15 protein-coding genes and 4 pseudogenes are annotated in these 24,870 nt (G+C 65.7%); 8 read left to right on the top strand and 11 right to left on the bottom strand.

Going from position 1 to position 24,870, the window contains the following annotated elements; translation table 11 throughout:
- Positions 1 to 26: 26 nt before the first annotated feature.
- The 5 genes and pseudogenes from urtD to cckA form a co-directional block, all read right to left on the bottom strand.
- Positions 27 to 773 (bottom strand): urea ABC transporter ATP-binding protein UrtD, encoded by a 747-nt coding sequence (gene urtD, locus LRS09_RS25045; RefSeq protein WP_257809750.1) that lies wholly within the window; start codon positions 771 to 773, stop codon positions 27 to 29.
- Between the two features lie 5 nt (positions 774 to 778).
- Positions 779 to 2,000, bottom strand: a pseudogene (urtC, locus tag LRS09_RS25050) (urea ABC transporter permease subunit UrtC).
- Positions 1,997 to 3,614, bottom strand: a pseudogene (urtB, locus tag LRS09_RS25055) (urea ABC transporter permease subunit UrtB). The pseudogenes urtC and urtB overlap by 4 nt, the downstream one beginning before the upstream one ends.
- 88 nt (positions 3,615 to 3,702) lie before the next feature.
- Positions 3,703 to 4,947 carry an urea ABC transporter substrate-binding protein gene (gene urtA, locus LRS09_RS25060; RefSeq protein WP_374684934.1) on the bottom strand — a complete coding sequence of 415 codons (1,245 nt, stop codon included), beginning with the start codon at positions 4,945 to 4,947 and terminating at the stop codon, positions 3,703 to 3,705.
- 315 nt (positions 4,948 to 5,262) lie between these two features.
- Positions 5,263 to 7,857 (bottom strand): cell cycle histidine kinase CckA, encoded by a 2,595-nt coding sequence (gene cckA / locus LRS09_RS25065; RefSeq protein WP_257809752.1) that lies wholly within the window; start codon positions 7,855 to 7,857, stop codon positions 5,263 to 5,265.
- A gap of 182 nt (positions 7,858 to 8,039) precedes the next feature.
- On the opposite strand from cckA, the gene LRS09_RS25070 reads away from it, so the two are divergent.
- Positions 8,040 to 8,825, top strand: a complete 786-nt coding sequence (locus tag LRS09_RS25070) for a flagellar biosynthetic protein FliO (RefSeq protein ID WP_257809754.1) — start codon at positions 8,040 to 8,042, stop codon at positions 8,823 to 8,825.
- Positions 8,826 to 8,864: 39 nt separating this feature from the next.
- On the opposite strand, the gene dksA is transcribed toward LRS09_RS25070, so the two are convergent.
- On the bottom strand, positions 8,865 to 9,281 hold the full coding sequence (gene dksA, locus LRS09_RS25075; protein ID WP_257809755.1) for an RNA polymerase-binding protein DksA: 417 nt from the start codon (positions 9,279 to 9,281) through the stop codon (positions 8,865 to 8,867).
- Between the two features lie 303 nt (positions 9,282 to 9,584).
- On the opposite strand from dksA, the gene LRS09_RS25080 reads away from it, so the two are divergent.
- The 4 genes and pseudogenes from LRS09_RS25080 to LRS09_RS25095 all read left to right on the top strand — a co-directional run bounded on the left by LRS09_RS25080 (position 9,585) and on the right by LRS09_RS25095 (position 13,367).
- Complete coding sequence (locus LRS09_RS25080; RefSeq protein WP_257809756.1) at positions 9,585 to 10,085, top strand: histidine phosphatase family protein; 501 nt, start codon at positions 9,585 to 9,587, stop codon at positions 10,083 to 10,085.
- 90 nt (positions 10,086 to 10,175) lie between these two features.
- Positions 10,176 to 11,633, top strand: a pseudogene (locus tag LRS09_RS25085) (YcjX family protein).
- Positions 11,630 to 12,706 carry a YcjF family protein gene (locus tag LRS09_RS25090; RefSeq protein ID WP_257809757.1) on the top strand — a complete coding sequence of 359 codons (1,077 nt, stop codon included), beginning with the start codon at positions 11,630 to 11,632 and terminating at the stop codon, positions 12,704 to 12,706. Before LRS09_RS25085 ends, LRS09_RS25090 begins: the two are co-directional and overlap by 4 nt.
- 116 nt (positions 12,707 to 12,822) lie before the next feature.
- A pseudogene (locus LRS09_RS25095) lies at positions 12,823 to 13,367 on the top strand (hypothetical protein).
- Here the strand turns inward: LRS09_RS25095 and folK are convergent.
- The 3 genes from folK to folP are packed head-to-tail and all read right to left on the bottom strand — an operon-like array spanning position 13,368 to position 15,008.
- The gene (gene folK / locus LRS09_RS25100; protein ID WP_257809758.1) at positions 13,368 to 13,883 is read right to left on the bottom strand and encodes a 2-amino-4-hydroxy-6-hydroxymethyldihydropteridine diphosphokinase; all 516 of its coding nucleotides are present in this window, start codon (positions 13,881 to 13,883) and stop codon (positions 13,368 to 13,370) included. It abuts the pseudogene before it with no gap.
- Positions 13,867 to 14,229, bottom strand: a complete 363-nt coding sequence (gene folB / locus LRS09_RS25105) for a dihydroneopterin aldolase (protein ID WP_257809759.1) — start codon at positions 14,227 to 14,229, stop codon at positions 13,867 to 13,869. Before folB ends, folK begins: the two co-directional genes overlap by 17 nt.
- Positions 14,226 to 15,008 (bottom strand): dihydropteroate synthase, encoded by a 783-nt coding sequence (gene folP / locus LRS09_RS25110; protein ID WP_257810309.1) that lies wholly within the window; start codon positions 15,006 to 15,008, stop codon positions 14,226 to 14,228. The genes folB and folP overlap by 4 nt, the downstream gene beginning before the upstream one ends.
- A 199-nt stretch (positions 15,009 to 15,207) precedes the next feature.
- Here folP and LRS09_RS25115 point away from each other — a divergent pair, with 199 nt between their 5' ends.
- Positions 15,208 to 15,834: a DUF922 domain-containing Zn-dependent protease gene (locus LRS09_RS25115; RefSeq protein ID WP_257809760.1), complete on the top strand. Its 627-nt coding sequence runs from the start codon at positions 15,208 to 15,210 to the stop codon at positions 15,832 to 15,834.
- Positions 15,835 to 15,990: 156 nt separating this feature from the next.
- Positions 15,991 to 17,385, top strand: coding sequence for an MATE family efflux transporter (locus LRS09_RS25120; protein WP_257809761.1), 1,395 nt, complete (start codon positions 15,991 to 15,993; stop codon positions 17,383 to 17,385).
- A gap of 21 nt (positions 17,386 to 17,406) precedes the next feature.
- Here LRS09_RS25120 and LRS09_RS25125 read toward each other — a convergent pair whose 3' ends face one another.
- Positions 17,407 to 17,727, bottom strand: coding sequence for a 2Fe-2S iron-sulfur cluster-binding protein (locus tag LRS09_RS25125; RefSeq protein ID WP_085465514.1), 321 nt, complete (start codon positions 17,725 to 17,727; stop codon positions 17,407 to 17,409).
- Positions 17,728 to 17,791: 64 nt separating this feature from the next.
- On the bottom strand, positions 17,792 to 18,202 hold the full coding sequence (locus LRS09_RS25130; RefSeq protein ID WP_257809762.1) for an Hpt domain-containing protein: 411 nt from the start codon (positions 18,200 to 18,202) through the stop codon (positions 17,792 to 17,794).
- A gap of 245 nt (positions 18,203 to 18,447) precedes the next feature.
- Here LRS09_RS25130 and LRS09_RS25135 point away from each other — a divergent pair, with 245 nt between their 5' ends.
- On the top strand, positions 18,448 to 24,825 hold the full coding sequence (locus tag LRS09_RS25135) for a kinesin (RefSeq protein ID WP_257809763.1): 6,378 nt from the start codon (positions 18,448 to 18,450) through the stop codon (positions 24,823 to 24,825).
- Positions 24,826 to 24,870: the final 45 nt, after the last annotated feature.

Consider the following 24,870-nt stretch of genomic DNA (forward strand, 5'->3'; position numbering starts at 1 on the left):
TGAAAAGGGAACGCGCCAGTACATGCTCATCTCCCCAGATAGACTTCGATGACGCGCTCGTCCGCGCTCACCGCGTCGAGCGAGCCTTCCGACAGCACGGAGCCCTCGTGCAGGCAGGTGACGCGCACACCAAGTTGGCGGACGAAATGCATGTCGTGCTCGACCACGACGACCGAATGCGTCCTGGAAATCTCCTTCAGCAGGCGCGCGGTCTCTTCGGTTTCCGCGTCGGTCATGCCGGCCACCGGCTCGTCGACCAGCAGCAGCTTCGGGTCCTGCGCAAGCAGCATGCCGATCTCCAGCCACTGCTTCTGCCCGTGCGACAGGTTGGCTGCGAGGTCGTGGCGGCGCTCGCCGAGCCGCGTGATAGCGAGGATCTCGTCGATCCGCTCGCTCTCCTCGGCCGAGCGGCGATGGAACAGCGCCGGGAAGATCGAACGCGGCCCCTTCAGCGACAGGACGAGATTGTCCTCCACCGTATGGCTTTCGAACACGGTGGGCTTCTGGAATTTGCGGCCGATGCCCATCATGGCGATCTCGGCCTCGTCATGCTTGGTCAGGTCGACATCACCGTCGAAATAGACGTCGCCCGCGTCCGGCCTCGTCTTGCCGGTGATGATGTCCATCATCGTCGTCTTGCCGGCGCCGTTGGGGCCGATGATCGCCCGCATCTCGCCCTTGCCGAGCACCAGCGACAGGTTGTTGATGGCGCGGAACCCGTCGAAGGAGACGGAGACGCCGTCGAGGTAGAGGATCGTTTCCTTGCGCGACATCGTCCCTACTCCGCCGGCTGGGGTTCGGCGGCGCCGATCGCGGGGCCGTCCTTGGCTTCCGGACGCGGCGATGCCCGCACGACGGGCTCGGGCGCTCCGCCGGTCGGCGGCCGCGCCGCGACGCGCCTGTCCTTGCCCGCCTTGCGCCAGTAGTCCCACGTGCCGATGATGCCGCGCGGCAGGAACAGCGTGACGAAGATGAACAGGCCGCCGAGCGCGAACAGCCAGTATTCGGGCAGCCAGCCGGTGAAGAAGGTCTTGCCGAGATTGACCAGTACCGCGCCGATGATCGGACCGACGATCGTGCCGCGCCCGCCGACGGCGGTCCAGACCACGACCTCGATCGAGTTCGCCGGATCGAATTCGCCCGGATTGATGATGCCGACCTGCGGCACGTAGAGCGCGCCCGCCACGCCGGCCATGACTGCGGAGACGGTGAAGGCGAACAGCTTCACGTTCTCCGGCCGCCAGCCGAGGAAGCGCGTGCGCGGCTCCGCATCGCGTACGGCGACGAGCAGCTTGCCGTATTTGGAAGAGACGATCGCGGCCGTCAGCGCCACGCCGAGCGCCAGCGCGATCGCGCTTGCCGCAAACAGCGCCGCGCGCGTGCCGCCGGCCTGTACGTTGAAGCCGAGGATGTCCTTGAAGTCGGTCAGGCCGTTGTTGCCGCCGAACCCCATGTCGTTGCGGAAGAAGGCGAGCAGCAGCGCGTAGGTCATCGCCTGGGTGATGATGGAGAGATAGACGCCGGTGACGCGGCTGCGGAAGGCGAACCAGCCGAAGACGAACGCGAGCAGGCCCGGCACCAGCATCACCATGATCGCGGCGAACCAGAACTGGTCGAAGCCGTACCAGAACCAGGGCAGCTCCTTCCAGTTCAGGAACACCATGAAGTCCGGCAGGATCGGGTTGCCGTAGACGCCCCGGTCGCCGATCTGGCGCATCAGATACATGCCCATCGCATAGCCGCCGAGCGCGAAGAAGGCGCCGTGGCCGAGCGAGAGGATGCCGCAATACCCCCCAGACGAGATCAAGCGCGAGTGCCAATAGCGCGTAGGTCAGGTATTTGCCGACAAGCGCCACGGCATAGGCCGGCACGTGGAAGGCGCTCGTTGGCGGTACGGCGAGGTGCAGGATCGGCACCAGCACGGCGACCGCGAGCAGCACCAGGAGAGTGATAACGATGCGTCGCGAGAAGCCGTCGGCGAAGAGGCGGGACAGGATCATGCTTCCACCGCCCTGCCCTTCAGCGCGAACAGTCCGCGCGGGCGCTTCTGGATGAACAGGATGATGAGCACAAGCACGATGATCTTGCCGAGCACCGCACCCGCGTAGGGCTCGAGGAACTTGTTGAGGATGCCGAGCGAGAAGGCGCCGACCAGCGTTCCCCACAGATTGCCGACCCCGCCGAACACCACGACCATGAAACTGTCGATGATGTAGCCCTGGCCGAGGTTTGGCGAGACGTTGTCGATCTGCGAAAGGGCAACGCCGGCGATCCCTGCGATGCCGGAGCCCAGCGCAAAGGTGAAGGCGTCGACCCAGGGCGTGCGGATGCCCATCGAGGCTGCCATGCGCCGGTTCTGGGTTACCGCGCGCATGTCGAGCCCCCAGTGGGTCCGCTTCATCACGAAGAGCAGGATCGCGAAGACCGCGAGCGTGAAGACGACGATCCAGAGCCGGTTCCAGGTGATGGCCAGCTGGCCGACCTCAAAGGCTCCGGACATCCAGGAAGGGTTGCCGACCTGCTGGTTCGTTGGCCCGAAAATGGTGCGCACCGCCTGCTGGAGGATCAGCGAGACGCCCCAGGTCGCGAGCAGCGTTTCCAGAGGTCGGCCATAGAGGAATCGGATGATACCGCGCTCGATCGCGAGACCCACCGCTCCCGAAACGAGGAAGGCGAGCGGCAGCGCGATCGCGAGCGACCAGTCGAACAGGCCCGGTGCGCTGGTGCGGATCACCTCCTGCACAACGAACGTCGTGTAGGCGCCGAGCATCACCATCTCGCCATGCGCCATGTTGATGACGCCCATGACGCCGAAGGTGATGGCGAGTCCGATCGCAGCGAGCAGGAGGACCGAGCCGAGCGAGATGCCGTACCAGATGTTCTGGCCGGCCTGCCACAGGGCGAGCAGAATCGTTGATGCGCTGGATGGCGCTGTCGACGGCGGTCTTGAGTTCGCCCTGCGCCTTCGAACCGTAGGCCGTCAGCAGGGAGAGCGTGTTGCGGTCGCCGCGCTTCCCGAGCAGTTCGACGGCTGCGAGCTTTTCGGCATCCGGCCGGTCGGAAACCAGGATCGCGGAAGCGCGGGCGTCCTCCAGCTTCGCCTTGACTGCCGCGTCTCCTTCCGACGCGATCGCGGCTTCGATGGCTTCAAGGTTTGCCGCATCCGGGTTGAGGAACATCGTCGTGGCCGCCGTCAGGCGCACCGCCGGGTCTTCCGCGCCGAGCGTGAGCGCCCCGATCGCGTCGCGGATGGCGCGCCGCAGCGAGTTGTTGACCTTGATCTTGGTGTAGGCCGCCTTCGGTTCCTCACCGGCCGCCTCGCCCGTCAGCGGGTCGAGCAGGCTGCCCGTCTGACCGCTCTCTCTTACGATGAAGACAGCCTGGTCGGACTTGCGGAACGCGACATTGCCGTCGCCCAACGCAATGAGGAGAGGCTCGACCCGCGCGTCGCCCGTGGCGCCAAGCTCGCGGACGATCTGCCCCGTCTCGTTGAAATTCTTCGCCGTCGCGAACTTCGCGATCGTCGCCCGTATCGAGGCATCGTCGGCCGAGGCGGCGGAGACCATCATGGCCAGCACGCCCAACACCAGACCGATCGCCCTGAAATATCTCATCAATTCTCGACCGCTCATCTGTGTTGCGGGAGTTCCGTTCCGGGCGGGCTTGCCGCCCGGAACGATGATCGACCGATCCCGACGGGGATCAGTTCACGCCCTTGCCGCCGCACTTGCCGGTGGCGACGTTGAAGTTTCCGCACGACATCGGAGCGCGCCAGTCGGAGATCAGGTCCTTCGAATCCGGCAGGTAGTCGGACCACTCGTCGCCGACCACGAGACCGGAGGTCTGCCACACGGTCGACATCTGGCCGTCGGCCTGGATCTCGCCGATCAGCACCGGCTTGGTGATGTGATGGTTCGGCATCATGGTCGAGTAGCCGCCGGTCAGGTTCGGCACGGACACGCCGATGAGCGCGTCGATGACCGCGTCCGGATCGGTGGTGCCGGCCTTCTCGACCGCCTTAACCCACATGTTGAAGCCGATGACATGCGCTTCCATCGGGTCGTTGGTGACGCGCTTGTCGTTCTTGATGAAGGCGCGCCAGGAGTCGATGAAGGCGGTGTTTTCCGGCGTGTCGACGGACTGGAAGTAGTTCCAGGCGGTCAGATGACCGACGAGCGGGGCGGTGTCGAGACCGGCGAGCTCTTCCTCGCCGACCGAGAAGGCCACGACCGGGATGTCCTCGGCCTTGATGCCCTGGTTGCCGAGCTCCTTGTAGAACGGCACGTTGGCGTCGCCGTTGATGGTCGACACCACGGCCGTCTTCTTGCCGGCCGAGCCGAACTTCTTGATGTCGGACACGATTGTCTGCCAGTCGGAATGACCGAACGGCGTGTAGTTGATCATGATGTCCTCGGCGGCGACACCCTTGGCCTGGAGGTAGGCCTCGAGGATCTTGTTCGTCGTGCGCGGATAGACATAGTCGGTGCCGGCGAGCACCCAGCGCTCAACGCCTTCCTCGTTCATCAGATAGTCGACGGCCGGGATCGCCTGCTGGTTCGGCGCGGCGCCCGTGTAGAAGACGTTGCGCTGGCTCTCCTCGCCTTCATACTGCACCGGATAGAACAGGATGTTGTTCAGCTCCTCGAACACCGGCAGGACCGACTTGCGCGACACGGAGGTCCAGCAGCCGAACACGGCCGAGACCTTGTTCACGGAGATCAGCTCACGCGCCTTTTCGGCGAAGAGCGGCCAGTCGGAAGCGGGGTCCACGACAACGGCTTCGAGCTTCTTGCCCAGCAGGCCGCCCTTCTTGTTCTGCTCATCGATGAGGAACAGCATCGTGTCCTTCAGCGTCGTCTCGGAAATCGCCATGGTGCCGGACAACGAGTGCAGGACGCCAACCTTGATCGTGTCCTCCTGGGCAAAGACCGAAGACGTCGCGAGCATGCTCGCGGCGAACGCACCTGCCGTCACCAGAGCTTTGAATGACAAATTGTAACCCCTCATATTGTTGATACCTCCGCGGTTGCCTGTTGCACCGCAGCAATGGAAGCAACGGATATGCCAGATGGCGAAACACAGGGGTTATGCGCCTGACGTGACGGAATATCAGCCTGTTGCGCATGCTTAGCCGGCGTCGGCGCAGGCCGACGACAAGCATGTTAACGATTTGGTGAGAAAGTTTTACGCAGTCGCCACACATCCTGCCTGCGTTTTAGGCAGGATGAATTGACTGACTAGCAAATATGCAAACCGGCTGCGCTATTGCGTCAGCATATCCTTCACGACGGTCGCGAGCTGCTTCAGCGAGAAGGGCTTCGGCAGGAAGCCGAACTTGGCATCCTCCGGCAGGTTGCGCGCGAAGGCGTCTTCGGCATAGCCGGACACGAAGATGAACTTGATGTCGGGATTGCGCTTGCGCAGTTCGCCGAGCAGCGTCGGGCCGTCCATCTCAGGCATGACGACATCGGACACGACGATGTCGACCTTGCCTTCCAACTCTTCGTAGATCTCCAGCGCTTCGACACCCGACGAGGCTTCGTAAACCTCATAGCCACGCGATTTCAGCGCGCGCACGCCACCCATGCGGACCGCGTCCTCGTCCTCGACAAGGAGCACGGTCGCCGAACCGGACAGGTCCTTCGGCGCGTCTCCCTTGGCGGCCGATGCGATCGCCTTGGCTTCGGTCGTCGCGATGTCGCCGGCGGACTGCTCGGCGATGACGGCGCCTGGCACGAAGCGCGGCAGGAAGATCCGGAACACGGTGCCCTTGCCGACCTCGGAATCGCAGAAGATGTAGCCGCCGGTCTGCTTGATGATGCCATAGACCATCGACAGGCCGAGGCCGGTGCCCTTGCCGACTTCCTTGGTGGTGAAGAACGGCTCGAAGATTTTCTTCAGGACGTCCGGCGGAATGCCCGTGCCGCTGTCCTCCACCTCGACCACGACATAGTCGTTCGGCACGAGCTCGCGGTAGCTGTAGTCGGCGCATTCGGCGGCGGTGACGTTCTTGCTGCGGATCGTCAGGTCGCCGCCTTCCGGCATCGCGTCGCGCGCATTGACGGCCAGATTGACGACCACCTGCTCGAACTGGCCGAGATCCGCCCTCACCTGCCAAAGATCGCGGCCGTGATCGATCTTGAGCCGGACGTTGCTGCCCACAAGCCTGGTGAGCAGCATCCGCACGTCGGCCAGGACGTCGGTGAGGTTGAGCACTTCGGGCCGCAGCGTCTGGCGGCGGGAGAAGGCGAGCAGCTGCCGGACCAGCGACGCGGCGCGGTTGGCGTTCTGCTTGATGTTCATGATGTCCGGGAACGACGGATCCGACGGCCTGTGGTTGGTCAGGAGCAGGTCCGATGCCATGATGATGGCCGTCAGCACGTTGTTGAAGTCGTGCGCGATGCCACCGGCGAGTTGACCGACGGCCTGCATCTTCTGACCCTGGGCCATCTGCGCCTCAAGGGCCTTCTGCTCGGTCGTCTCGACCGCATAGACGATCGCGGCCTCCTCGGCGCCGTCGGCGCCGCCGCCGTCGGCCACGGCGCTGACATAGAAGCGCATGTGGCGCTCCTCGTTGTCCGGCAGCACGGTGTCGATCGGAGAAATATCCGCCTGGCGCTGCTTGGCGCGTTCGATGGCGGCGGCAAAGGCCTCGCGGTCGCGCGGATGGATGACGGTGTCGAGCCGCGTGCGGCGGTCGACGGCCGCCTGGTCGACGACGCTGGAGAACAGCATCAGGAACGGGGCATTCGTACGCAGGATGCGGCCGTTGGCGTCGACGCCGGCGATCGCCATCGGCGTCGAGTTGAAGAAACGCGTGAAGCGCACCTCGGAAGCCCGTAGATCCGCCGATGAATCCTCGCCCTGCGTCCGGTTTAGCACGATCGTGCGCGTCGCGCCCTGCACGCCCTCGCGGCTGGCCGTGACGCGGTGCATGAAGCGCACCGGCAGCGCCTCGCCCTTGGTGGTGGCGAGGTCGAGATCGATGACGGCGTTGCGTGTCGCGCCGGGCTCGGCCTTCACTGCGCGCACAAGCGCCATGCCGTCGCCCGCCACGATCTCCGGAAGCGTGACCGAGCCCGGAACGAAGCCGGCCAGATCGATGCCCAGCCATTCGGCGAGCGTCGCGTTGATGTAGGTGACACGGCCGGATGCGTCGGCTGAGAAGAAACCGGCGGGCGCGTGGTCGAGATGGTCGATCGCCTGCTGCAGATCCTGGAAGAAGCGCTCCTGCTCGGCGCGCTCCTCGGAGATGTCGGACAGTTGCCATGCGAACAGCGGCTTGCGCTGCGAGCGCATGTTGAACGTGCGCGCCCGCGCGCGATACCAGCGCGCACCCGGCTCGGCGCCCGGCCTGATCGCCTGGGACAACCGGAACTCGCCGTCGCCGGCCCGCCCGTCCTTGAGCTGCGCTGCAAGGCCCACCACCGTCGAGCCGGCCTCCGGATTGTCGGACAGCAGCCCTTCGACAGTCTTGATCTCGGCCGGCGAGGCCGCACCGGTCATCTCGGCATAGGCGCGGTTGGCATAGATGACGCGGCCGCGCGAATCCGTGACGATCAGGCCCTGCCGCATCGAATCGACGAACGCCTTCGACAGTTCGTCATTGGTCGAGCGGGGCGCGAACTGAACGAAGCCGATCGCGGTCAGGAACAGATAGCCGACGCCGATCATGGCCAGCATGCCGAGCATGCCGACGAGGAAAGGATCGCCGATCCGTTCGCGGAACATCAGAAAGACGACCGCGAGCGGGATCAGCACGAGGATGAAGATGATGAGCCGCGTCACCGCGCCGGGGCGAGAATTCTCGTCGACAAACGGCGCCGGATAGAAATCGCGGCTTGTCTCTTTGGCCATTCTTCCCCAGCCTTCATGCGCCCGGGCGGCGCGTGCGCGCCCTGCAGGCCGCTTGAATCACATTCTGATTATGCCGGAAAGGCCCCGTTCCGCGCCACGGGGGTTTTTCCCGGCGAAACTGGCACCTTGCGACATCGCGCTCAGGGTGCATAGATTGTGGCTCCTGCGGGAGTTATCGGGGCATGGGATTGATCGAGAGCATCCAGGACGCGCTCCCTGAGGGGTATGCCAATGCAATTCTGTGGCTGGCGCTCGCGCTCCTCGCCCTGGTCGTGATCCTCGGTCTCATACGACTGATTCGCGGCTTCTCGGGCGGAACTTTCGTCGCCGGCGGCCGCAACCGCCGCACCCGGCTCGCCGTGATGGATGCCGCAGCGGTCGATAGCCGACGCCGCCTTGTGCTCGTGCGGCGCGACGACGTGGAACATCTCGTCCTTATAGGCGGACCGACCGATGTGGTGATCGAACGCGACATTCGCATCATGTCGCGCCCGGCGCGGCATGCAGAGCACCATGACGAGGCGATATCCGCTCCGCCACATTCCTCGCCCGAGCTGGAACGCGCCCGCGCGCAGATACGGCCCGCCCCCCATCCGGTGTCTCGCCCGGCGGAGGCCCCGCGGCCCGTCGAGCCCGTCCTGCCACCGCGTCCGGCAGCCCCGGCATCCAACGTGACGCTGCCCCGGCCGACCATCCCGATGCCTGCTCCACCGCCGCCGCCCGGCACGGCAAAGCCTGCGACGCCCGTCGCGTCGCCAAGGTCCTACGAACCTTCGAGGCCGACGTCGTCCGCCGCCCCGTCGCGCCTGCCGCCGGCCAAATCGCTGGACGACACGCTGCTCAACGAGCTGTCATTGTCGCTGGAACAGACGACATCCGGCTCGAAATCTCCATCTCCGAAGAAGCCGGATACATCCCTCGACGAGCAGATGAACAAGCTGCTCGGGGAAATCACAAAGAAGGCCTAGGGAGTTTTCGCGCGGGCGCTGCGGTGGAATCCGCGCGCCCTAGTCGTCGCGGTAGACCTTTTCGCGGCGCTCATGGCGCTCTTGCGCCTCGATCGACAGTGTGGCGATCGGACGGGCGTCCAGCCGCTTGAGCGAGATCGGCTCGCCGGTCTCCTCGCAATAGCCGCACGTCCCCTCGTCCAGCCGCAGAAGCGCCGCGTCGATCTTGGCGATCAGCTTGCGCTGCCGGTCCCGCGCGCGCAACTCGATGGCGCGGTCGGTCTCGGAAGAGGCCCTGTCGGCGAGGTCCGGATGGTTTGCGTTTTCCTGCTGGAGGACTTCCAGGGTCTCGCGGGCCTCCCGAAGGATGTCGCCCTTCCACGCAATCAGCTTGGAGCGGAAATAGGCCTTCTGACGATCGTTCATGAACGGCTCGTCGTCACTGGGTATGTAGTTCACGTCCGTGATCAAGCTCATCGAGTCACCCCAAAACAGCTACCCGGGCGCCTATATATTCGCGGCACCGGGACCGCACAAGCGGAAAGGCAAAGGCATTCACGCAAAAGTCACGCCAGTTGAAAAATCGCCACGCGAGCACTTCGTCGCAACTCGCCCGGGCTGGGTTCGGACGAACAACATCTTGTTTCGGCTGACTCTTTTCTTTCGTCCTCTCAAGACGGCGAATGGGCGAGCGACGGTGGATTGCACGAATTGACGCCATTCACTAGACGATGGTGCAGGCATTGCCCGGCCGACCGTCGAAAGCGAGGAGTGCGCAGAATGAGCCGTCTTCTACTGCTGCGCCATGCGCGCGCGGCCTGGGCCGAGCCCGGAATGCGCGATTTCGATCGCCCTCTCGACGCGACGGGCCGCGCCGACGCGGACGCCATGGGGGCCATGATGGCGAAGGATCGCGTCCTGCCGCAACGCGTCATCTGCTCGTCCGCGAGGCGGGCACGGGAGACGTGGGACGCGGTCGTGAGGCACCTGCCCGTCGCGGACGTGATCGTCACCGACCAGCTCTACATCACCGACGCGACCGGCTATCTCAACTTTATCCGCGACAATGCCGCGGTCGAATCGCTGCTGATCGTCGGCCACAATCCGATGATCGAGGACGTCTGCTTCGCCCTTGCACCCGACGGCAAGGACGACGCAACTAGCGCCCGGTCGAGCGGATTTCCCGCTTGCGGGCTCGCCGTGATCGACTTTCGCGGCAACCTGGCCGATGTCGCGCCGTCCACCGGCTTTCTCGAGGCGTTCTACACGCCGGGTGGCTGATCTCACGGCCGAAGGCCATTCCCATGGCCCGTCGCCTTGCCTATATCGAACGGCAGCGCCTCCGGGGCGGGGCATGACGAGGCAGGCTAATTGGCGTCGCATACAACTCTGACAGACGAGGCGCTGATCGCGTTCGACACGCTGGCAGGACGCCTGACGGGCTTCACCAAGCCATCGCTGCGGCTCGGCGTGACTGGATTGTCTCGCGCGGGAAAGACCGTCTTCATCTCCGCCTTGGTGCACAACCTGATCCATGGCGGCCGTCTGCCGCTGTTCGATGCGGCTAAGTCGGGACGTCTGACCAAGGCCTTTCTCGAACACCAGCCGGATGACGCCGTGCCGCGCTTTCAGTACGAGGATCACGTGGCCGCGCTGCTTTCGGACCGCATATGGCCCGAATCGACGCGCGCGATCTCGGAGCTCAGGCTCACGATCGAATTCGAATCGGCGTCCGGCTGGCGCCGAACCTTTGCACCGGGACGCCTGTCGCTCGACATCGTGGACTATCCGGGCGAGTGGCTCCTGGACCTGCCGCTCCTTAGCAAGGACTATGAGGAGTTCTCGAAGGAGGTTCGTTCGACCTCGCCGCGCTCGACGTGCGGGCCGACCTTTCGGAAGCCTGGCTGCGCGAAGCCGCGACGGTCGACCCCGCGGCCGAGGCGGACGAGATGACGGCGCGGCGGCTGGCCGAGACCTTCACCGCCTATCTGCGCGCCTGCAAGGCGGACCACCGTGCGCTCTCGACACTTCCTCCCGGCCGTTTCCTGATGCCCGGCGACCTCGAAGGTTCCCCTGCCCTGACCTTCGCCCCCCTGCCCGGCCTCGCCGGGCATGAAGCCGCGACACGGCTCCCTGCACGCGATGATGCAGCGCCGCTACGAGGCCTACAAGACGCACGTCGTGAAGCCGTTCTTCCGCGAGCACATCACCCGCCTCGACCGTCAGATCGTGCTGATCGACGCGATGCAGGCCCTCAATGCGGGGCCGGGGGCAGTCGCCGATCTCGAACGCGCGCTGACCGAGATACTCGCCTGTTTCCGGCCGGGCTCGACCAACTTCGTCACCGGCCTCTTTTCGCGCCGGATCGACCGGATTCTGGTGGCGGCGACCAAGGCCGATCAGATCCATCACGAGAGCCATGACAGGCTCCAGGCGATCGTGCGGCGGCTGGCCGAACGGGCGGTACAGCGTGCCGATCTCACCGGCGCCAAGGTCGACGTGCTGGCGATGGCGGCGATCCGGGCGACACGCGAAGGCACGGTGAAGCAGCGGGGCGAGACGCTGCCGGTGATCATCGGCACGCCGCTCAAAGGCGAAACGATCGGCGGCGAGACATTCGACGGCGAGACCGAAACGGCCATCTTCCCGGGAGACCTGCCTCGAAAGCCGGATTCGATCTTCAAGGACGACGCGGAGAAGACCGCGATCCGCTTCGTCCGCTTCCGGCCGCCCAAGCTCGAGCGGACCGCCGACGGCCTGACCCTGTCGCTGCCGCACATCCGGCTCGACCGGGCCCTGCAGTTCCTGATCGGAGACGCACTGGCATGACAGAGCCGCGCCAGCCGGCATCCTTTCGCCTGACGCCCGAACCCGAACCGGCAGCGCCGCCCCCTGCGCAGCCGGCGCGCAAGCCGCGGGCGATCCGCAAGGAAGAGGTCGCAGTCGTCGTGCCGGCGGAGGTGGACGTCTTCGACAATGACGGGCTCGATGCGCTGGCGCCGCCAGCGCCGTTGCAGCCGCGATCGCCGTCGCGACTGGGCATCCTGTTCTTCGGCGCGCTCGGCACGTTCCTGTCCCTGGCGGCCGGGCTCTGGGCCGAGCGGCTCATCCGCGACCTGTTCTCCCGCAGCGACTGGCTCGGTTGGCTGGGCATGGGCCTCGCCGCGACCGTTCTGGCGACGTTTCTGGCGATCCTCGTGCGCGAGCTTTATGCGCTTGCGCGCCTTGCCTCTGTCGAGGCCTTGCGTGAACGCGCCCGGCAGGCGGCCAGCACGAATGATGCCAGAGCATCACGAACGGCGGTGGCCGATCTGGTCGTGCTCGTCGGCAAGAAGCCGGAAACCGCAGCCGGCCGAAGGGCCGTCGTCGACCTCAAGGGCGAGGTCATGGACGGCGCCGACTTCGTGCGTTTCGCCGAGGCGGAAATCCTGGCGCCTCTCGACGAGAAAGCCAGGGACCTCATTCTGGATGCGGCCAAGCGCGTGTCGATCGTCACCGCAGTGAGCCCGCGCGCGCTCGTGGACTTGGGCTATGTGCTCTGGGAAGCGGGCCGGCTGGTGCGCCGGATGTCAGAACTCTATGGCGGACGTCCCGGAACGCTCGGCTTCTTCAGGCTGACGCGCTCGGTGCTCGCACACCTCGCCGTCACCGGCTCGATCGCGGCCGGAGACAGCCTGATCCAGCAGCTCGTCGGGCATGGGCTGGCCGCTCGGATCTCGGCGAAGCTCGGCGAAGGCGTCGTAAACGGCATGATGACGGTGCGGATCGGCATCGCCGCCATGGAGGCGGCGCGCCCCTTCCCATTCAATGCAGTGAAGCGTCCGAGCATGGGCGATTTCGCTTCCGCGCTCGCGACATTCGCCTCCAGGAAGCGCGAGACGGCAGGCGACGGGGAGGTTTGACCTTGCTTCCGGCGCCGCGCTCGCGCATTGTGGATAGGCGATGGCGGGTGACGAAGCATTAACCATTCGTGGCCATGCTCCGGTCAGCCCCGCTCCCGAGAATTGCCGGATCTGACATGATGCGCGTGAACCGAACTGCCCTCCTTTCGCTCGCTGCCGCCCTGCCGGCATTCCTGGCACCTGCGATAGGTCATGCCGCGGATAGCGACGAACAGTTCTTCCGCTCGGTCCAGGGCGTGTGGACTGGCCCCGGCGAGATCGTGGCCGGCAATACAAGGGCACCAAATTCACCTGCCGACTCAACGGAACGACACCATCGGGCAAGGTCGGTATGACGCTCGACGGTTCCTGCCGCGTCGGCGTCTTCTCGCAGCGCATGTCCGCGACGGTCGAACGCAAGGGCCGCGGCTACCGGGGAACCTTCCTCGACGGCGCGGCGGGCGAAGGCCTCGACATCGTGTCGGGTGCAGTCGCCGGCAAGAAGGTTACGTTCTCCATCTCGCGCAAACAGTTGAACGGCGCGATGAGCGCGCGGATGCCTAACAAGGATTCGATGAACGTCAGCGTGTCCGTCCGCGTCGACAGTCAGATGGTTCGCGTGATCGCCATGGACCTCAAGCGGACCAGCGAAGCGCCGGTCGCGACCGTGGCGTCCGAGTAGTCACTCCCGCCACCACGATCCGTCCGCCGTCACCTTTTCGATCCCACTCGTGTCGAGCCCCGTCAGGTAGCTCGACACCTTGACGTTCCTGATCGTCAGGTCAGGGGCCACGTCCGAGAGCGGCACCAGCACGAAGGCGCGCAAGAACATGCGTGGGTGCGGCACTTCCAATCCGACCTCCCGGATCGACCGGGTTCCATAGAGAAGCACGTCGATATCGATCAGCCTTGGTCCGAATCGCTCGCCTCGCACCCGCTTGAGCAGGACTTCGGTGTCGAGGCACAGGTCGAGCAGCGCGCGCGGCGATCGCTGCGTCCTGATCTGCGCGACCGCGTTGAGGAAATTCGGCTGGTCGACCTTCCCCCACGGCGGGGTGCTGTAGAGCGACGAGACCTTGACCACCTCCGTCATTCGGTCCGCGTCGATCGCGCGCAGCGCCTTCGTCATCGCCGCCCTTGGGTCGCCGATGTTTCCGCCGAGGCCCAGATAAGCGGCCTCCTCACTGTGGCCAGGCAATGGTGACCTCAACATGATCCAGAACGCCGTTCACGGGCGCATTGGGCTTTCTGACGGTAATGACGGCTTGTGTGACCGGCGCGAAGCGCTCGCAAAGCGTTCTCGCAATGTCGCAGGCCAGAGCCTCTATCAGGTACCTGCGCTGTCCCGTCACGATCTCTTCGATCACGCGAAACGCAGCGCCGTAGTCAACCGTTCCCTCGATACGGTCCAGCTCGACCGCATCCTCCACCTCGACGGCCAGTTCGGCGTCGACATAGAAGCGTTGTCCCATGCGCTCTTCCTCGTCATGGACCCCATGGCGGGCGAAAAAGGCGCAGTTCTTGAGCCGGATCACATAGTTCATGGTGCGGGAAAACCGCTCTGCATCTCCAGGATCGCATCGGCCAGCCTGAGCGCGTCGATGCATGCCGTTACGTGGTGAACCCTGAAGATGGAGGCTCCACGTAACCGGAGAATGGCGCAGGAAACGGCCGTGGCCGTGTCGCGCTGGTCGACCGGGCGCCCTGTGACATGACCGAGAAACCGCTTCCGCGACGTTCCCACCAGGATCGGGTGGCCGAGGTGAAGAAGTTCGCCGAAGCGGGCGATGATCTCAAGGTTTTCGGCCGGATCCTTCGCGAAGCCGAAGCCCGGGTCGAGGACAAGCGCCTCGTCCGCGACGCCGTTTGCGCGGGCGATCTCGAGCGTCTGCCGGAAATAGGCCAACTGGTCGTTGACCGGATCGGAAAGCTTGTCCCGGTCCCGGCCGTTGTGCATAGCGACCAGCCCGCAGCCGGTTTGGGCCGAAAGCCGTGCGATGCCGGCGTCGCGCTGCAGCCCCCAGATGTCGTTGACGATATGGGCGCCCGCGGCAATGGCGAGTCTGGCGGTTTCCGCGCGATAGGTATCGATCGATACGACGACATCGCGGTGATGTGCGAGCGCCTCGATGACCGGAATCACGCGCCGCTGCTCTTCAAGCGCGCTCACCGGTTGCGCGTCGGGTCGGGTCGATTCGCCGCCGATGTCGATGATGTCCGCCCCGGCCGCGCGAAGCACGAGCGCCAGCCTGACCGCGTCCTCGACTTTCTCGGCACGCCCGCCGTCCGAAAAGCTGTCCGGCGTGGCATTCACGATCCCCATCACGACCGATTTCGGTCCGATTGCGATCTGTCGATCATGTGCCAGTGACCAGGCTGCTTTTTTCATCATTATCTAACGGTCGTTGGAATCGACGTGTTGCCCACAATCAGGAGCAATGCAATGAAATTCATCACGACTTCGTGAACACGCAAGGGAAGCCGGGATTGCCGTCCGGCGGCGGCTGACGCATGGTCGCGGCATGATCATCCGCACCATCCTGCCCGCCGCGCTGTCGCTTCCGATTCTCCTGTTCGCGGTCTTCGCGGAGGCCGCCAGCGTATCGCGGTCTTACAGTTATTTCAGCATCGGCGGCGCGACCTTGCCCGAGCTCCAGGACGAACTGACGGCGCGCGGCCCTACGGTCAAAAGCACCGGCAGGCGTCATCCCGGAGCGACGGAAATGCAGTTCGTCAACCGGCTCGACTATGGCGAAAGCAAAGGGAAATGCCGCGTCTCCAAGGCGAGCGTGACGGTGAAGGCGAAAATCACCCTCCCGCGCTGGACGCGGCCGGCAGGCGCGGCGGAGGACACCCGCCTGATCTGGGGCGCTCTCGCAGGCGACATCAAGCGCCATGAAGAGAGCCATGTCAGCATCGCCCGCGCCCATGCCCGCCAGATGGAGGTGGCGTTGCTGGCATTGCCGCCGCAGAGGACCTGCGCAATCGCCGCCGACAAGGCGCAGGAGACGATCCAGCGGCTGCTTGCCCGACATGACGCCGAGCAGGAGCGGTTCGACCGCATTGAGCGGATCAACTTCTCGGACAGGATGGATCGCCTGATCCGCTACCGCATCGAGCAGATCGAATCCGGCCGGATCAAGAACTGATCCCTTCCCTGGCGCCGCCTGGCCCAGTCCATCTTCCTTGCAATCGCGCGCGCAATGTCGCACATGGCGTCGGATTGTCGACGTGCCGTGGCTGAATAGTCCGTCGTGAGCCGTTTTGCCTCATGGCCGCGCGTCGAACCGACTGGATCGATCGTCATGTCCACCCTTGTGCTGGAAGGCCGCGCGGCCCGCGCGGCATGGCTGGAAGAGATTCGCGCGACGCTGTGGCTCGCGTGGCCGATGGTGCTCACCAACGTCGCGCAGACGGGGATGACGGCGACGGACATCATGATGATGGGCCGTCTCGGAGCCAACACTGTCGCGGCCGGCGCGCTGGGCGCGAACCTCTATTTCGCGCCGCTGATGTTCGGCCTCGGCCTGATGCTGGCGACGTCGCCGATGATCGCCAGTGAACTTGGACGTCGCCGTCACTCGGTCAGGGACATCCGTCGCACGGTTCGCCAGGGCCTGTGGTCGGCGCTCGCCGTGTCCGTTCCGATGTGGGCGATCCTCTGGAACGCCGAAGCCATATTGCTGGCGATGGGCCAGCAGCCGGACCTCTCGGCGGCCGCGGGCGAATACATGCGCATGTTGATGTGGGGCATATTGCCCTTCTACGGCTATGTCGTCCTGCGCTCATTCATCTCGGCACTGGAGCGGCCCGGCTGGGCGCTGGCGATCGTCTTCGTGGCGGTCGGCTTCAACGTGCTGGCCAACTGGTGCCTGATGTTCGGCCATCTCGGCTTCCCGGCCATGGGAATTGCCGGCTCGGGTCTTGCCACGACGCTGTCCAATCTCCTGATGTTCCTCGGCCTCGCTGCCGTCGTCTCCTACGACCGGACATTCTGCCGCTACCACGTGTTCGGCCGCTTCTGGCGGGCAGACTGGCCGCGTTTCCGCGCACTGTGGCGGCTCGGCCTGCCGATCGCGGCCATGGTCGCGTTCGAGGTCACCATCTTCAACGTCTCGGCGTTCTTGATGGGCCTCATCGACGCCCCCTCGCTCGCCGCTCACGCGATTGCGCTGCAGATCGCCTCGATCAGCTTCATGGTGCCGCTCGGCCTCGGACAGGCGGTGACGGTGCGCGTGGGCCGAGCCTATGGTGCCGGCGATGCCGGAGGCGTCGCCCGGGCCGGATGGACAGCCTACTCCCTGTCGCTCGCCTTCATGTCTGTGATGGCGCTGACAATGTTCGCCTTCCCGCGTGAACTCATCGGCCTCTTCATCGATGTGAACGACCCGGCCAATACGGCCGTGCTTGCGATCGGCGTGTCGTTTCTCGCCTATGCTGCGCTTTTCCAGATCGTGGATGGGGCCCAGGCGGTAGGCAGCGGCATGCTGCGCGGTCTGCACGACACCACCGTGCCGATGATCTTCGCCGGGATCGGCTATTGGGGGATCGGCCTTCCGCTGGGGGCTCTTCTCGCCTTCCGCTTCGGATTTGGCGGCGTCGGCATCTGGATCGGCCTGTCGACCGGCCTGGCGGCAGTGGCGCTGCTTTTGCTGATGCGCTGGCTCATGCGGCCGCGGCCGCAGCGGGTTTCCCCCTAGGGGCCGGCCAAAGGCAGGGACTCAGGCCTGCCGCTCCGGAATCCTCACGACCAGGCCGTCGAGTGCGTCGCGCACCTTGATCTGGCAGGACAGGCGGGAATTCGGCTGCACGTCGTAGGCGAAGTCGAGCATGTCCTCTTCCATCGCTTCCGGCTCGCCAACCTCATCGGTCCACGCCTCGTCGACATAGACATGGCACGTCGCGCAGGCGCAGGCGCCGCCGCATTCGGCCTCGATGCCGGGGATGGCATTGCGGATCGCGTTCTCCATCACCGTGGAGCCGTTCTCCGCCTCCACGTCGAAACGCGTGCCGTCGAAGGCGATGTATGTCAGCTTTGTCATGGGACATTCCGGAACAGTATTCCCCGCAGATAATCACTCCGGGGGCCATGTCAACCGCGCAGAATCAGCGGCTGATCGACGCGATGAAGTCCTTCACCTCGTCGATGCTGTTGGCCAGGCGCAGCAGCAGTGGCTTGTCATGCGGGTCCCGCTCGATCTCCGTCGCGATCGCGGCGACGCCGAAGGCACCGATGCCGGCTGCCGAGCCCCTGAGGCCGTGAGCGAGGAATGTACGCTCGGCCGCGGTCGCCGCCGCGATTCGATCCCTCACCGTCGTTGCCTGCTGGACGAAAAGCGCCAGTACCTCGCGCTCCAGTTCCCGGTCGCCGAGCGTCTGCCGGGCGAGGTGAACGAGGTCGACCGGTCGGCCGCGTGACGGCGGCGACGCCTCCCCGCCCGGATTGGAAAAAGCCACTGTCTGCAGATTCGTTTGCGGCATCGGCTCGGTCCCGGTGTCCATTGTCGATGCAGACATTATCCACGCTCCAACCAACAAGCCGTTAACGACGTCACACGCCATCCGGGTCCGCAACGCGGCGGATTCCGCTTACGAGCCGCGCTGTTAACCGTATCTTTAAAGTTTTACACATGGGCTGGAATGCAGGTTTCAATTGCCGGGCCGTGCCATTACGATACGGGTCTGGGTATTTTCGCGTTGCGCGCGGGCTGCTGGGAGCCGGAAACGGTTGGGTCGCGCACTTAGTAGAGGGTTGTAGCTGCATGGCGCGTAAACCGAACAACACTTCTCCCATCGACCGCGACGTGGAAAAGGAACTCGAGAAGGCCCTCGATTTCGACCTCGGCGAAGCCAAGGACGTCGACTTCTCGTCATCGATGGAAGAACTCGAGGCGCAGATATCGCAGGCGGCCGACGAGCTCGTCAAGGAGAGCCGTGCCGGCACGACTTCCTCGAAGACGCGCGACGCGTCGAGCGCCGCGGCTCCCGAGGTTTCCACCAACACCACCGGCAAGAATGGCAGTGCGAAGGCCGCGAATGCGCCCAAGGCGCCCGCTCCCGCCAATGTCGGTGCCGAGAGCAGAAAGGGCGAGCCGCTTCGTCCGGTCGAAGCCCCGGCGGGCAACGCCGTGCCCGCCTCGTTCCAGCCCGCCAACGACGACCGCCAGCGCGACTTCACCTCGCTGCAGCAGACTTTCGCGCGCGCTCCCTCCAGCACGCTTTCCGCATCCATGTGGCTGCTGAGCCTCGTATGGGTCGCCGGCGGCCTCGGCCTCGGCCATCTCCTTTATGCGCCGCAGATCTGGCAGATCCGCTCCGTCGACCAACTGCTGGCCATCCCGCAGGTGATCGCGCTCGCGGTAGCGATCGTGGTGCCTCTGCTCTTGTTCTGGGCCTTCGCAGCGATGATGCGCCGCGCGCAGGAGATGCGCCTCGCCGCCCAGTCGATCGCCGAGGCGGCGTTCCGCCTGTCCGAGCCGGAAAGCCTGGCTCAGGACCGCGTCCTCAAGGTCGGCCAGGCCGTCCGCCGCGAAGTTCAGGCCATGGGCGAAGGAATCGAGCGCACGCTGGCACGTGCCGTCGAGCTCGAGACGCTTGTCCACACCGAGGTGAACGAGCTCGAACGCGCCTACGCCGAAAACGAGATGCGGATCCGCTCGCTGGTCGACGGCCTCGGCAGCGAGCGCGAGGCGGTGATCACCCACGCCGAGCGCGTACGCGCCTCGATCTCCGGCGCGCATGAACTGCTTAAGGAGCAGCTCACCTCTTCGAGCACGATCATCCACGACAGCGTCGCGGATGCGTCGACCAAGCTGACCTCGATGATCATCAGTTCCGGCGATTCGCTCGTCGGCCGGATCAACGACAGCGGCCGCGCCATCTACACGGCGATCGACGACCGGATGGACACGATCTCCGATCGTATCGTCACCTCGGGCGAGGCTTTTGCTAGCCTGCTCGACACACGAATTGCCACGCTTAACGATCAGACCGACGAGGCGTCGCGTGCCCTTTCCGAAATGCTCGACAGCCGCACGTCCAACATCGTCTCCCTGCTCGGGGGCACGTCGAACGCGCTGGCGGAGGAGTTTGATTCGCGCCTTGCGGGTATCGAGCGCACGCTGGCTGAGCGCGGCCAGGCGCTGATCAGCGAGTTCGAAACGCGTGTTCAGGCGCTTGATCAGGGCACCGCCACGCTCAGCGCGGCGCTCGAAGCCCGTGCGCGCCAGATCAACGAGACGCTGGTCGACCGCGCCCGCGAGATCGCCGGTGCCTTCAACGCTGGCAAGGAGGGCATGGCCGGCGTGATCGAGGAGACCAAGTCGCGGATCGGCTCGGATCTCGCCGAGCTCGTCATGTCGACCTCGACCATGCTCGAAGGCCGGGCGAACGAGTTCACCCAGCGCATCGAGAGCGGCCGTCAACTTATCTCGACGGCGCTGGAAGCCGACCTTGCCCAGCTCACCGACGCGCGCGCAGCCCTCGACGAGACCGTAGGCTCGCATGCGATGAAGCTCGCGGAAGGTCGTAACTACCTGTCGAGCATTCTGCAGGAGGATCTCGCACGCGTCGCCGAGTCGCGCGCCGAGCTCGAGCAGCGCCTGGAAAACCATGCCCAGGCGGTCGCGCAGGGCCGCACTGCGCTCACCTCCGCGCTCGACGACGACATGCGTCGCCTGGCCGAAGCGCGCGCCGAGATCGACGCGCGCATCGCCGAGCACACCGCCACCCTCAATGAAGGACGCTCCTTCCTGTCGCGGGTGCTCGACGAGGACCTGCAGAAGCTCGAGCAGATCCGCGGCGAGATCGACCGGCGCGTCGAGGCGCATTCGAGCCTGCTGTCGGACGGGCGCACCGCGCTTACCGGCGCCCTGGACGAAGACCTCGCCAAGCTGGCGCGTGCCCGCGCGGCGATCGACGCCTCCGTGGAGCGTCACGTCGAGAAGCTGGCCGAAGGCCGCGATATCATGACCCGTGCGCTCGAGGCAGACCTCGACAAGCTCACCGACACGCGCGCCGAGATCGACAACGCGATCCAGCTCGGGATCGCACGTCTCGCAGACGGCCATGGTGAGGTCGGCCTCGCGCTGTCGCAGGAGATCGCCAAGATCGAGGATGCCTTCCGCAGCCAGATCGGCGTGGTCGAAGGCCGCACGCAGGCTATTGAGGCGGCACTGGCCAACGGCGTCGAGAATGTGCGCACGGTGCTCGAACGCAGCGCCGGCGCCGTCGCCGGCGCATTGCGCGACCGCGTGCTGGAGATCACGGCGGCCCTTTCCGAGGATGCGGGACGCGCCCTAGAGGACGCGGACCAGAAGATCGCGGAGCGCATCGACCTCGCCAACGCCGCCTTCTCGGCGCGCGCCGCCGAGATCGCCCAGGCCTTCGACAATGTCGATGGTCGCATCGTCGGCCGCATCGACCAGGTGTCCGACGTCATCTCGCGCCGCACCGACGAGTTTGCCCTCACCATCGACCATGTCGACGGCAAGTTGGCGGAACGCATCGACCTCGCGTCAGGCGTCATCCTCAGCCGCGCCGACGACCTGGCACGCACGATCGACCAGGCCGACGGCAAGCTGGCGGAACGCATCGAACTCGCGTCGGGCGTTCTCCTCAACCGAGCCGACGACTTGGCGCGCACCATCGGCGAGGCCGACGGCAAGCTGGCGGAACGCATCGACCTCACGTCGGGTGTCATCCTCAACCGCACCGACGAACTGGCGCGCACCATCCACCAGGCCGACGGCAAGTTGGCGGAACGCATCGACCTCGCGTCGGGCGTCATCCTCAACCGCACCGACGAACTGGCGCGCACCATCGACCAGGCTGACGGCAAGATGGCCGCTCATGTGGAGCAGGTGGCGAGCGTCATGTCTGCCCGCGCAGGCGATCTCTCTCGTGCCTTCGAGGAGGTCGACAGCAGGTTTGCGACCCATGTGGAGCAGGCTGCCGGAATCATCGCCGCCCGCGCGGACGACCTCTCCCGTGCATTCGAAGATGTCGACAGCAGGTTTGCCGGCCATGTTGAACAAGCTGCCGGCATCATCTCGGCGCGTGCCGACGACCTCTCGCGTGCGTTCGAGAGCGTCGACGGCAAGCTGACCGAGCGCATCGACCTCGTGTCGGGCATCATCGCCAGCCGTACCGACGATCTGGCGCGCACCATCGACCAGGCCGACGAGAAGATGGCGGCCCGCGTCGACCAGGCGTCCGGCATCATTTCGGCACGTGCTGGCGACCTCGCCCGCGCCTTCGAAGATGTCGACGGCAAGCTGGTCGAACGCATCGACCTCGCCTCCGGCGTGATCTCCGCTCGCGCGGAGGAACTGACCCGCGCCGTCGAGCAGGCGGACGAAAAGCTGAGCGAGCGCATCCAAGACGTCACCGGTGCTGTCGCCACCCGCGTGGGCGATCTGTCCCGTGCCGTTGCAAAGGTCGACGAAAGGCTGTCCGAGCGCATCGAACAGACCTCCTCAGTGATCAACGCACGGTCGGAAGAACTGGCCCGCGCCATCGACCAGGCCGACGGCAAGTTCAGCGAACGTGTCGAAATGGCGTCCGGTATCATCTCGACCCGCGCGAACGATATCGTCCGCGCAGTCGAGCAGATCGACAGTCGCCTCGCCGAGCGGATCGACCAGGTCGCCGGCACGGCGGACGCCCGGGCGGAGGATCTCTCCAAGACGATCCAGCAGATCGACGGCAAGATCGCCGAACGCATCGTGCTCGCATCGGACCTCATCGACGCCCGTGCGCGTGACCTGTCCAGTGCCATTGAGCAGGTGGATGACAAGCTGGCGCAGCGCGTCGACATCGTGGCCGACAAGATATCCGGCCGCGCCCAGGACCTGGTCCGCGTGTTCGACGATGCGGATTCGAAGCTAGGCGAGCGTATCGAACACGCCTCTGGCGTTCTCAATGCCCGCGCCGAGGATGTGGTCCGCACCTTCGCGGATGTCGATCGCACGATCGCCGATCGTGTGAACGTCGCAGCCGATACGCTTGGCGACAAGGTCATCCAGCTCGGCCGCGCCTTCGACGGCGTCGACCAGAAGTTCGCCCAGCGCATCGACCTCGCCGCCTCGGCCATGTCGGCGCGCGCGGACGATCTGTCGCGTGCCTTCGACAATGTCGACCAGAAGATCGCGGACCGGATCGACCATGCCGGCAGCGCCCTCTCCGCCCGCGCGGAGGACTTCGCCGGCGTGTTCGACGCAGCCGACCGCAAGCTGTCGATGCGCATCGAAGAAGGCTCCGCCGCGCTGTCGCACCACGCCGACGGCATCGTGCGTGCCTTCGACGACGTCGACCGCAGGCTCGTCGAGCGCGCCGAGCAGACGGCCGGGGAACTGCACGCCCGCGCCCGCGCCATCGACGACACGCTGTCCAATGTCGAGCAGCGGCTCGGCGACAGCGCCAGCTCGATCGCGGCGCAGATGGGAGACCAGATCAGTTCGGTCGAGCGTCGTCTCGCCGAGGGTGCGGAACTGGTCGGCCAGAAGCTGGTCGAGCAGGTGTCGGTGTCCGAGGCACAGCTCGTCTCGCGCGCTAATGTGATCGCGGAGACCTTCGCGGCCGTGAACAAGCATATCGGCCAGCGCACCAACGAGGCCGCGTCCACCTTCGACGCCCACACGCGCGAGCTGGGCGAGATGCTCGCCAGCCGCACGTCGGAGATCAGCCGGGTGCTCGAGGAGCAGGCAAAGCCGCTTGTCGACAAGTTCTCGGAAAGCGGCGGCGAGCTGCAGCGCAGCCTGGAGGAGGCGACGCATGCCGCGACCGAACGGCTCAGGCAGGAGAACGCCGCCCTGGTCAACGCGCTCGTCAGCCGCACGGCGGAGACGCTCGCGGCAGTCGACAAGGCACGCAACAGCCTTGGCGAAGGCGTCGCCGATCTGATCGAGCGACTCTCCTCGTCGAACGCGCAGCTCGGCCACCTGATCAACGTGGCGACCAACAACCTCTCCGAACTCGAGGAGCGCCTCTCCGGCACGACGCATACGTTCGCGACGTCGGCGGAGAAGGCCGCGCAGACCTTCTCGAGCTCGGCGCGCCTCATCGACGTCAACGCATCGAAGCTTACGGAGCTGTCCTCCAGCACGCTGAAGGACATCGCCGCGATCGCGCACCGCTTCGACGACCACAGCCGCGTGCTTTCCTCAGCGTCGGACCTGCTCGGTTCGGCGCAGTCGAACCTCGCCTCGACGCTGGACGATCGTCAGTCGGCCCTGGAGACGCTGGCCGTCGGCCTCGTCAAGAAGTCGGAAGACATCGAGCGGATGATGCGCTCCGTCGAGGGCATCGTCGAGCGTGTGTTCGAGAAAGCCGAGGGCCGGACCCGCGAGACCACCGAACAGATGCGCACCGCCGTGTCCGAGGTGGTGGAGTCGGCGACGCAGCGCTTTGCCGACGCGACGCAGGAAATCCGCCGTTCGGCGAGCATCATCCGCTCCGAACTGGAGGAAACGCGCAGCGAGCTGCGCAAGGGCGTGCTTGACCTGCCGGAAGAGACGAAGGAGACGACCACCGCCATGCGGCGCGCGGTCGCCGAGCAGATCAATGCGCTCAAGGAACTGTCGGACATCGTCGCCCGCTCGGGCCGCAGCTTCGACAGCAGCAAGCCGGGCTCCCTGCCGAGCTCCGCGCCTCCCGCAGCCCGTCTCGACGCTCCCGCGCCCCGCACACCGGCGGCGCCGAAGCAGCCGCAGCCGGCCGCGGCCCAGCCCGCACCGGCAGCCCCGCGCGCTGCGGCTCCGCGCCAGGCGGAAGCCCCTGAAGGCGGCTGGGTGACCAACCTGCTGCGCAGGGCGTCCGAGGAGGAGCAGGCCGAGCCTGCCTCGCCGCCGCGCGCCGAGGCGCCGCAGCGCTCGCCGCTCCACGTGGTCGAATCGCTCAACTCGCTGTCCGTGGACATCGCACGCGCCATCGACCACGAGGCCTCGATAGAACTGTGGGACCGCTACCGCCGTGGCGAACGCAACGTGTTCACCCGTCGCCTCTACACGCTGAAGGGCCAGCAGACCTTCGACGAGATCCGTCGCAAGTACCCAAGCCGAGCCGGAATTCCGCACCGCGGTCGACCGCTATTGCGACGACTTCGAGCGGCTGATCGCCGACGTGACGCGGACCGACCGTGACTCGATGATGGCCCAGACTTACCTCTCGTCTGACACCGGCAAGGT

The sequence above is a fragment of the Mesorhizobium sp. J428 genome (assembly GCF_024699925.1).
Lineage (GTDB): Bacteria > Pseudomonadota > Alphaproteobacteria > Rhizobiales > Rhizobiaceae > Mesorhizobium_A.

What these genes read in the sequence shown, in the direction of transcription:
- urtD (WP_257809750.1), bottom strand. Translation starts at nt 773, where the DNA reads ATGTCGCGCAAGGAAACGATCCTCTACCTCGACGGCGTCTCCGTCTCC.
- urtA (WP_374684934.1), bottom strand. Translation starts at nt 4,947, where the DNA reads ATGCTCGCGACGTCTTCGGTCTTTGCCCAGGAGGACACGATCAAGGTT.
- cckA (WP_257809752.1), bottom strand. Translation starts at nt 7,857, where the DNA reads ATGGCCAAAGAGACAAGCCGCGATTTCTATCCGGCGCCGTTTGTCGAC.
- LRS09_RS25070 (WP_257809754.1), top strand. Translation starts at nt 8,040, where the DNA reads ATGGGATTGATCGAGAGCATCCAGGACGCGCTCCCTGAGGGGTATGCC.
- dksA (WP_257809755.1), bottom strand. Translation starts at nt 9,281, where the DNA reads ATGAGCTTGATCACGGACGTGAACTACATACCCAGTGACGACGAGCCG.
- LRS09_RS25080 (WP_257809756.1), top strand. Translation starts at nt 9,585, where the DNA reads ATGAGCCGTCTTCTACTGCTGCGCCATGCGCGCGCGGCCTGGGCCGAG.
- LRS09_RS25090 (WP_257809757.1), top strand. Translation starts at nt 11,630, where the DNA reads ATGACAGAGCCGCGCCAGCCGGCATCCTTTCGCCTGACGCCCGAACCC.
- folB (WP_257809759.1), bottom strand. Translation starts at nt 14,229, where the DNA reads ATGAACTATGTGATCCGGCTCAAGAACTGCGCCTTTTTCGCCCGCCAT.
- folP (WP_257810309.1), bottom strand. Translation starts at nt 15,008, where the DNA reads ATGGGGATCGTGAATGCCACGCCGGACAGCTTTTCGGACGGCGGGCGT.
- LRS09_RS25115 (WP_257809760.1), top strand. Translation starts at nt 15,208, where the DNA reads ATGATCATCCGCACCATCCTGCCCGCCGCGCTGTCGCTTCCGATTCTC.
- LRS09_RS25120 (WP_257809761.1), top strand. Translation starts at nt 15,991, where the DNA reads ATGTCCACCCTTGTGCTGGAAGGCCGCGCGGCCCGCGCGGCATGGCTG.
- LRS09_RS25125 (WP_085465514.1), bottom strand. Translation starts at nt 17,727, where the DNA reads ATGACAAAGCTGACATACATCGCCTTCGACGGCACGCGTTTCGACGTG.
- LRS09_RS25130 (WP_257809762.1), bottom strand. Translation starts at nt 18,202, where the DNA reads ATGTCTGCATCGACAATGGACACCGGGACCGAGCCGATGCCGCAAACG.
- LRS09_RS25135 (WP_257809763.1), top strand. Translation starts at nt 18,448, where the DNA reads ATGGCGCGTAAACCGAACAACACTTCTCCCATCGACCGCGACGTGGAA.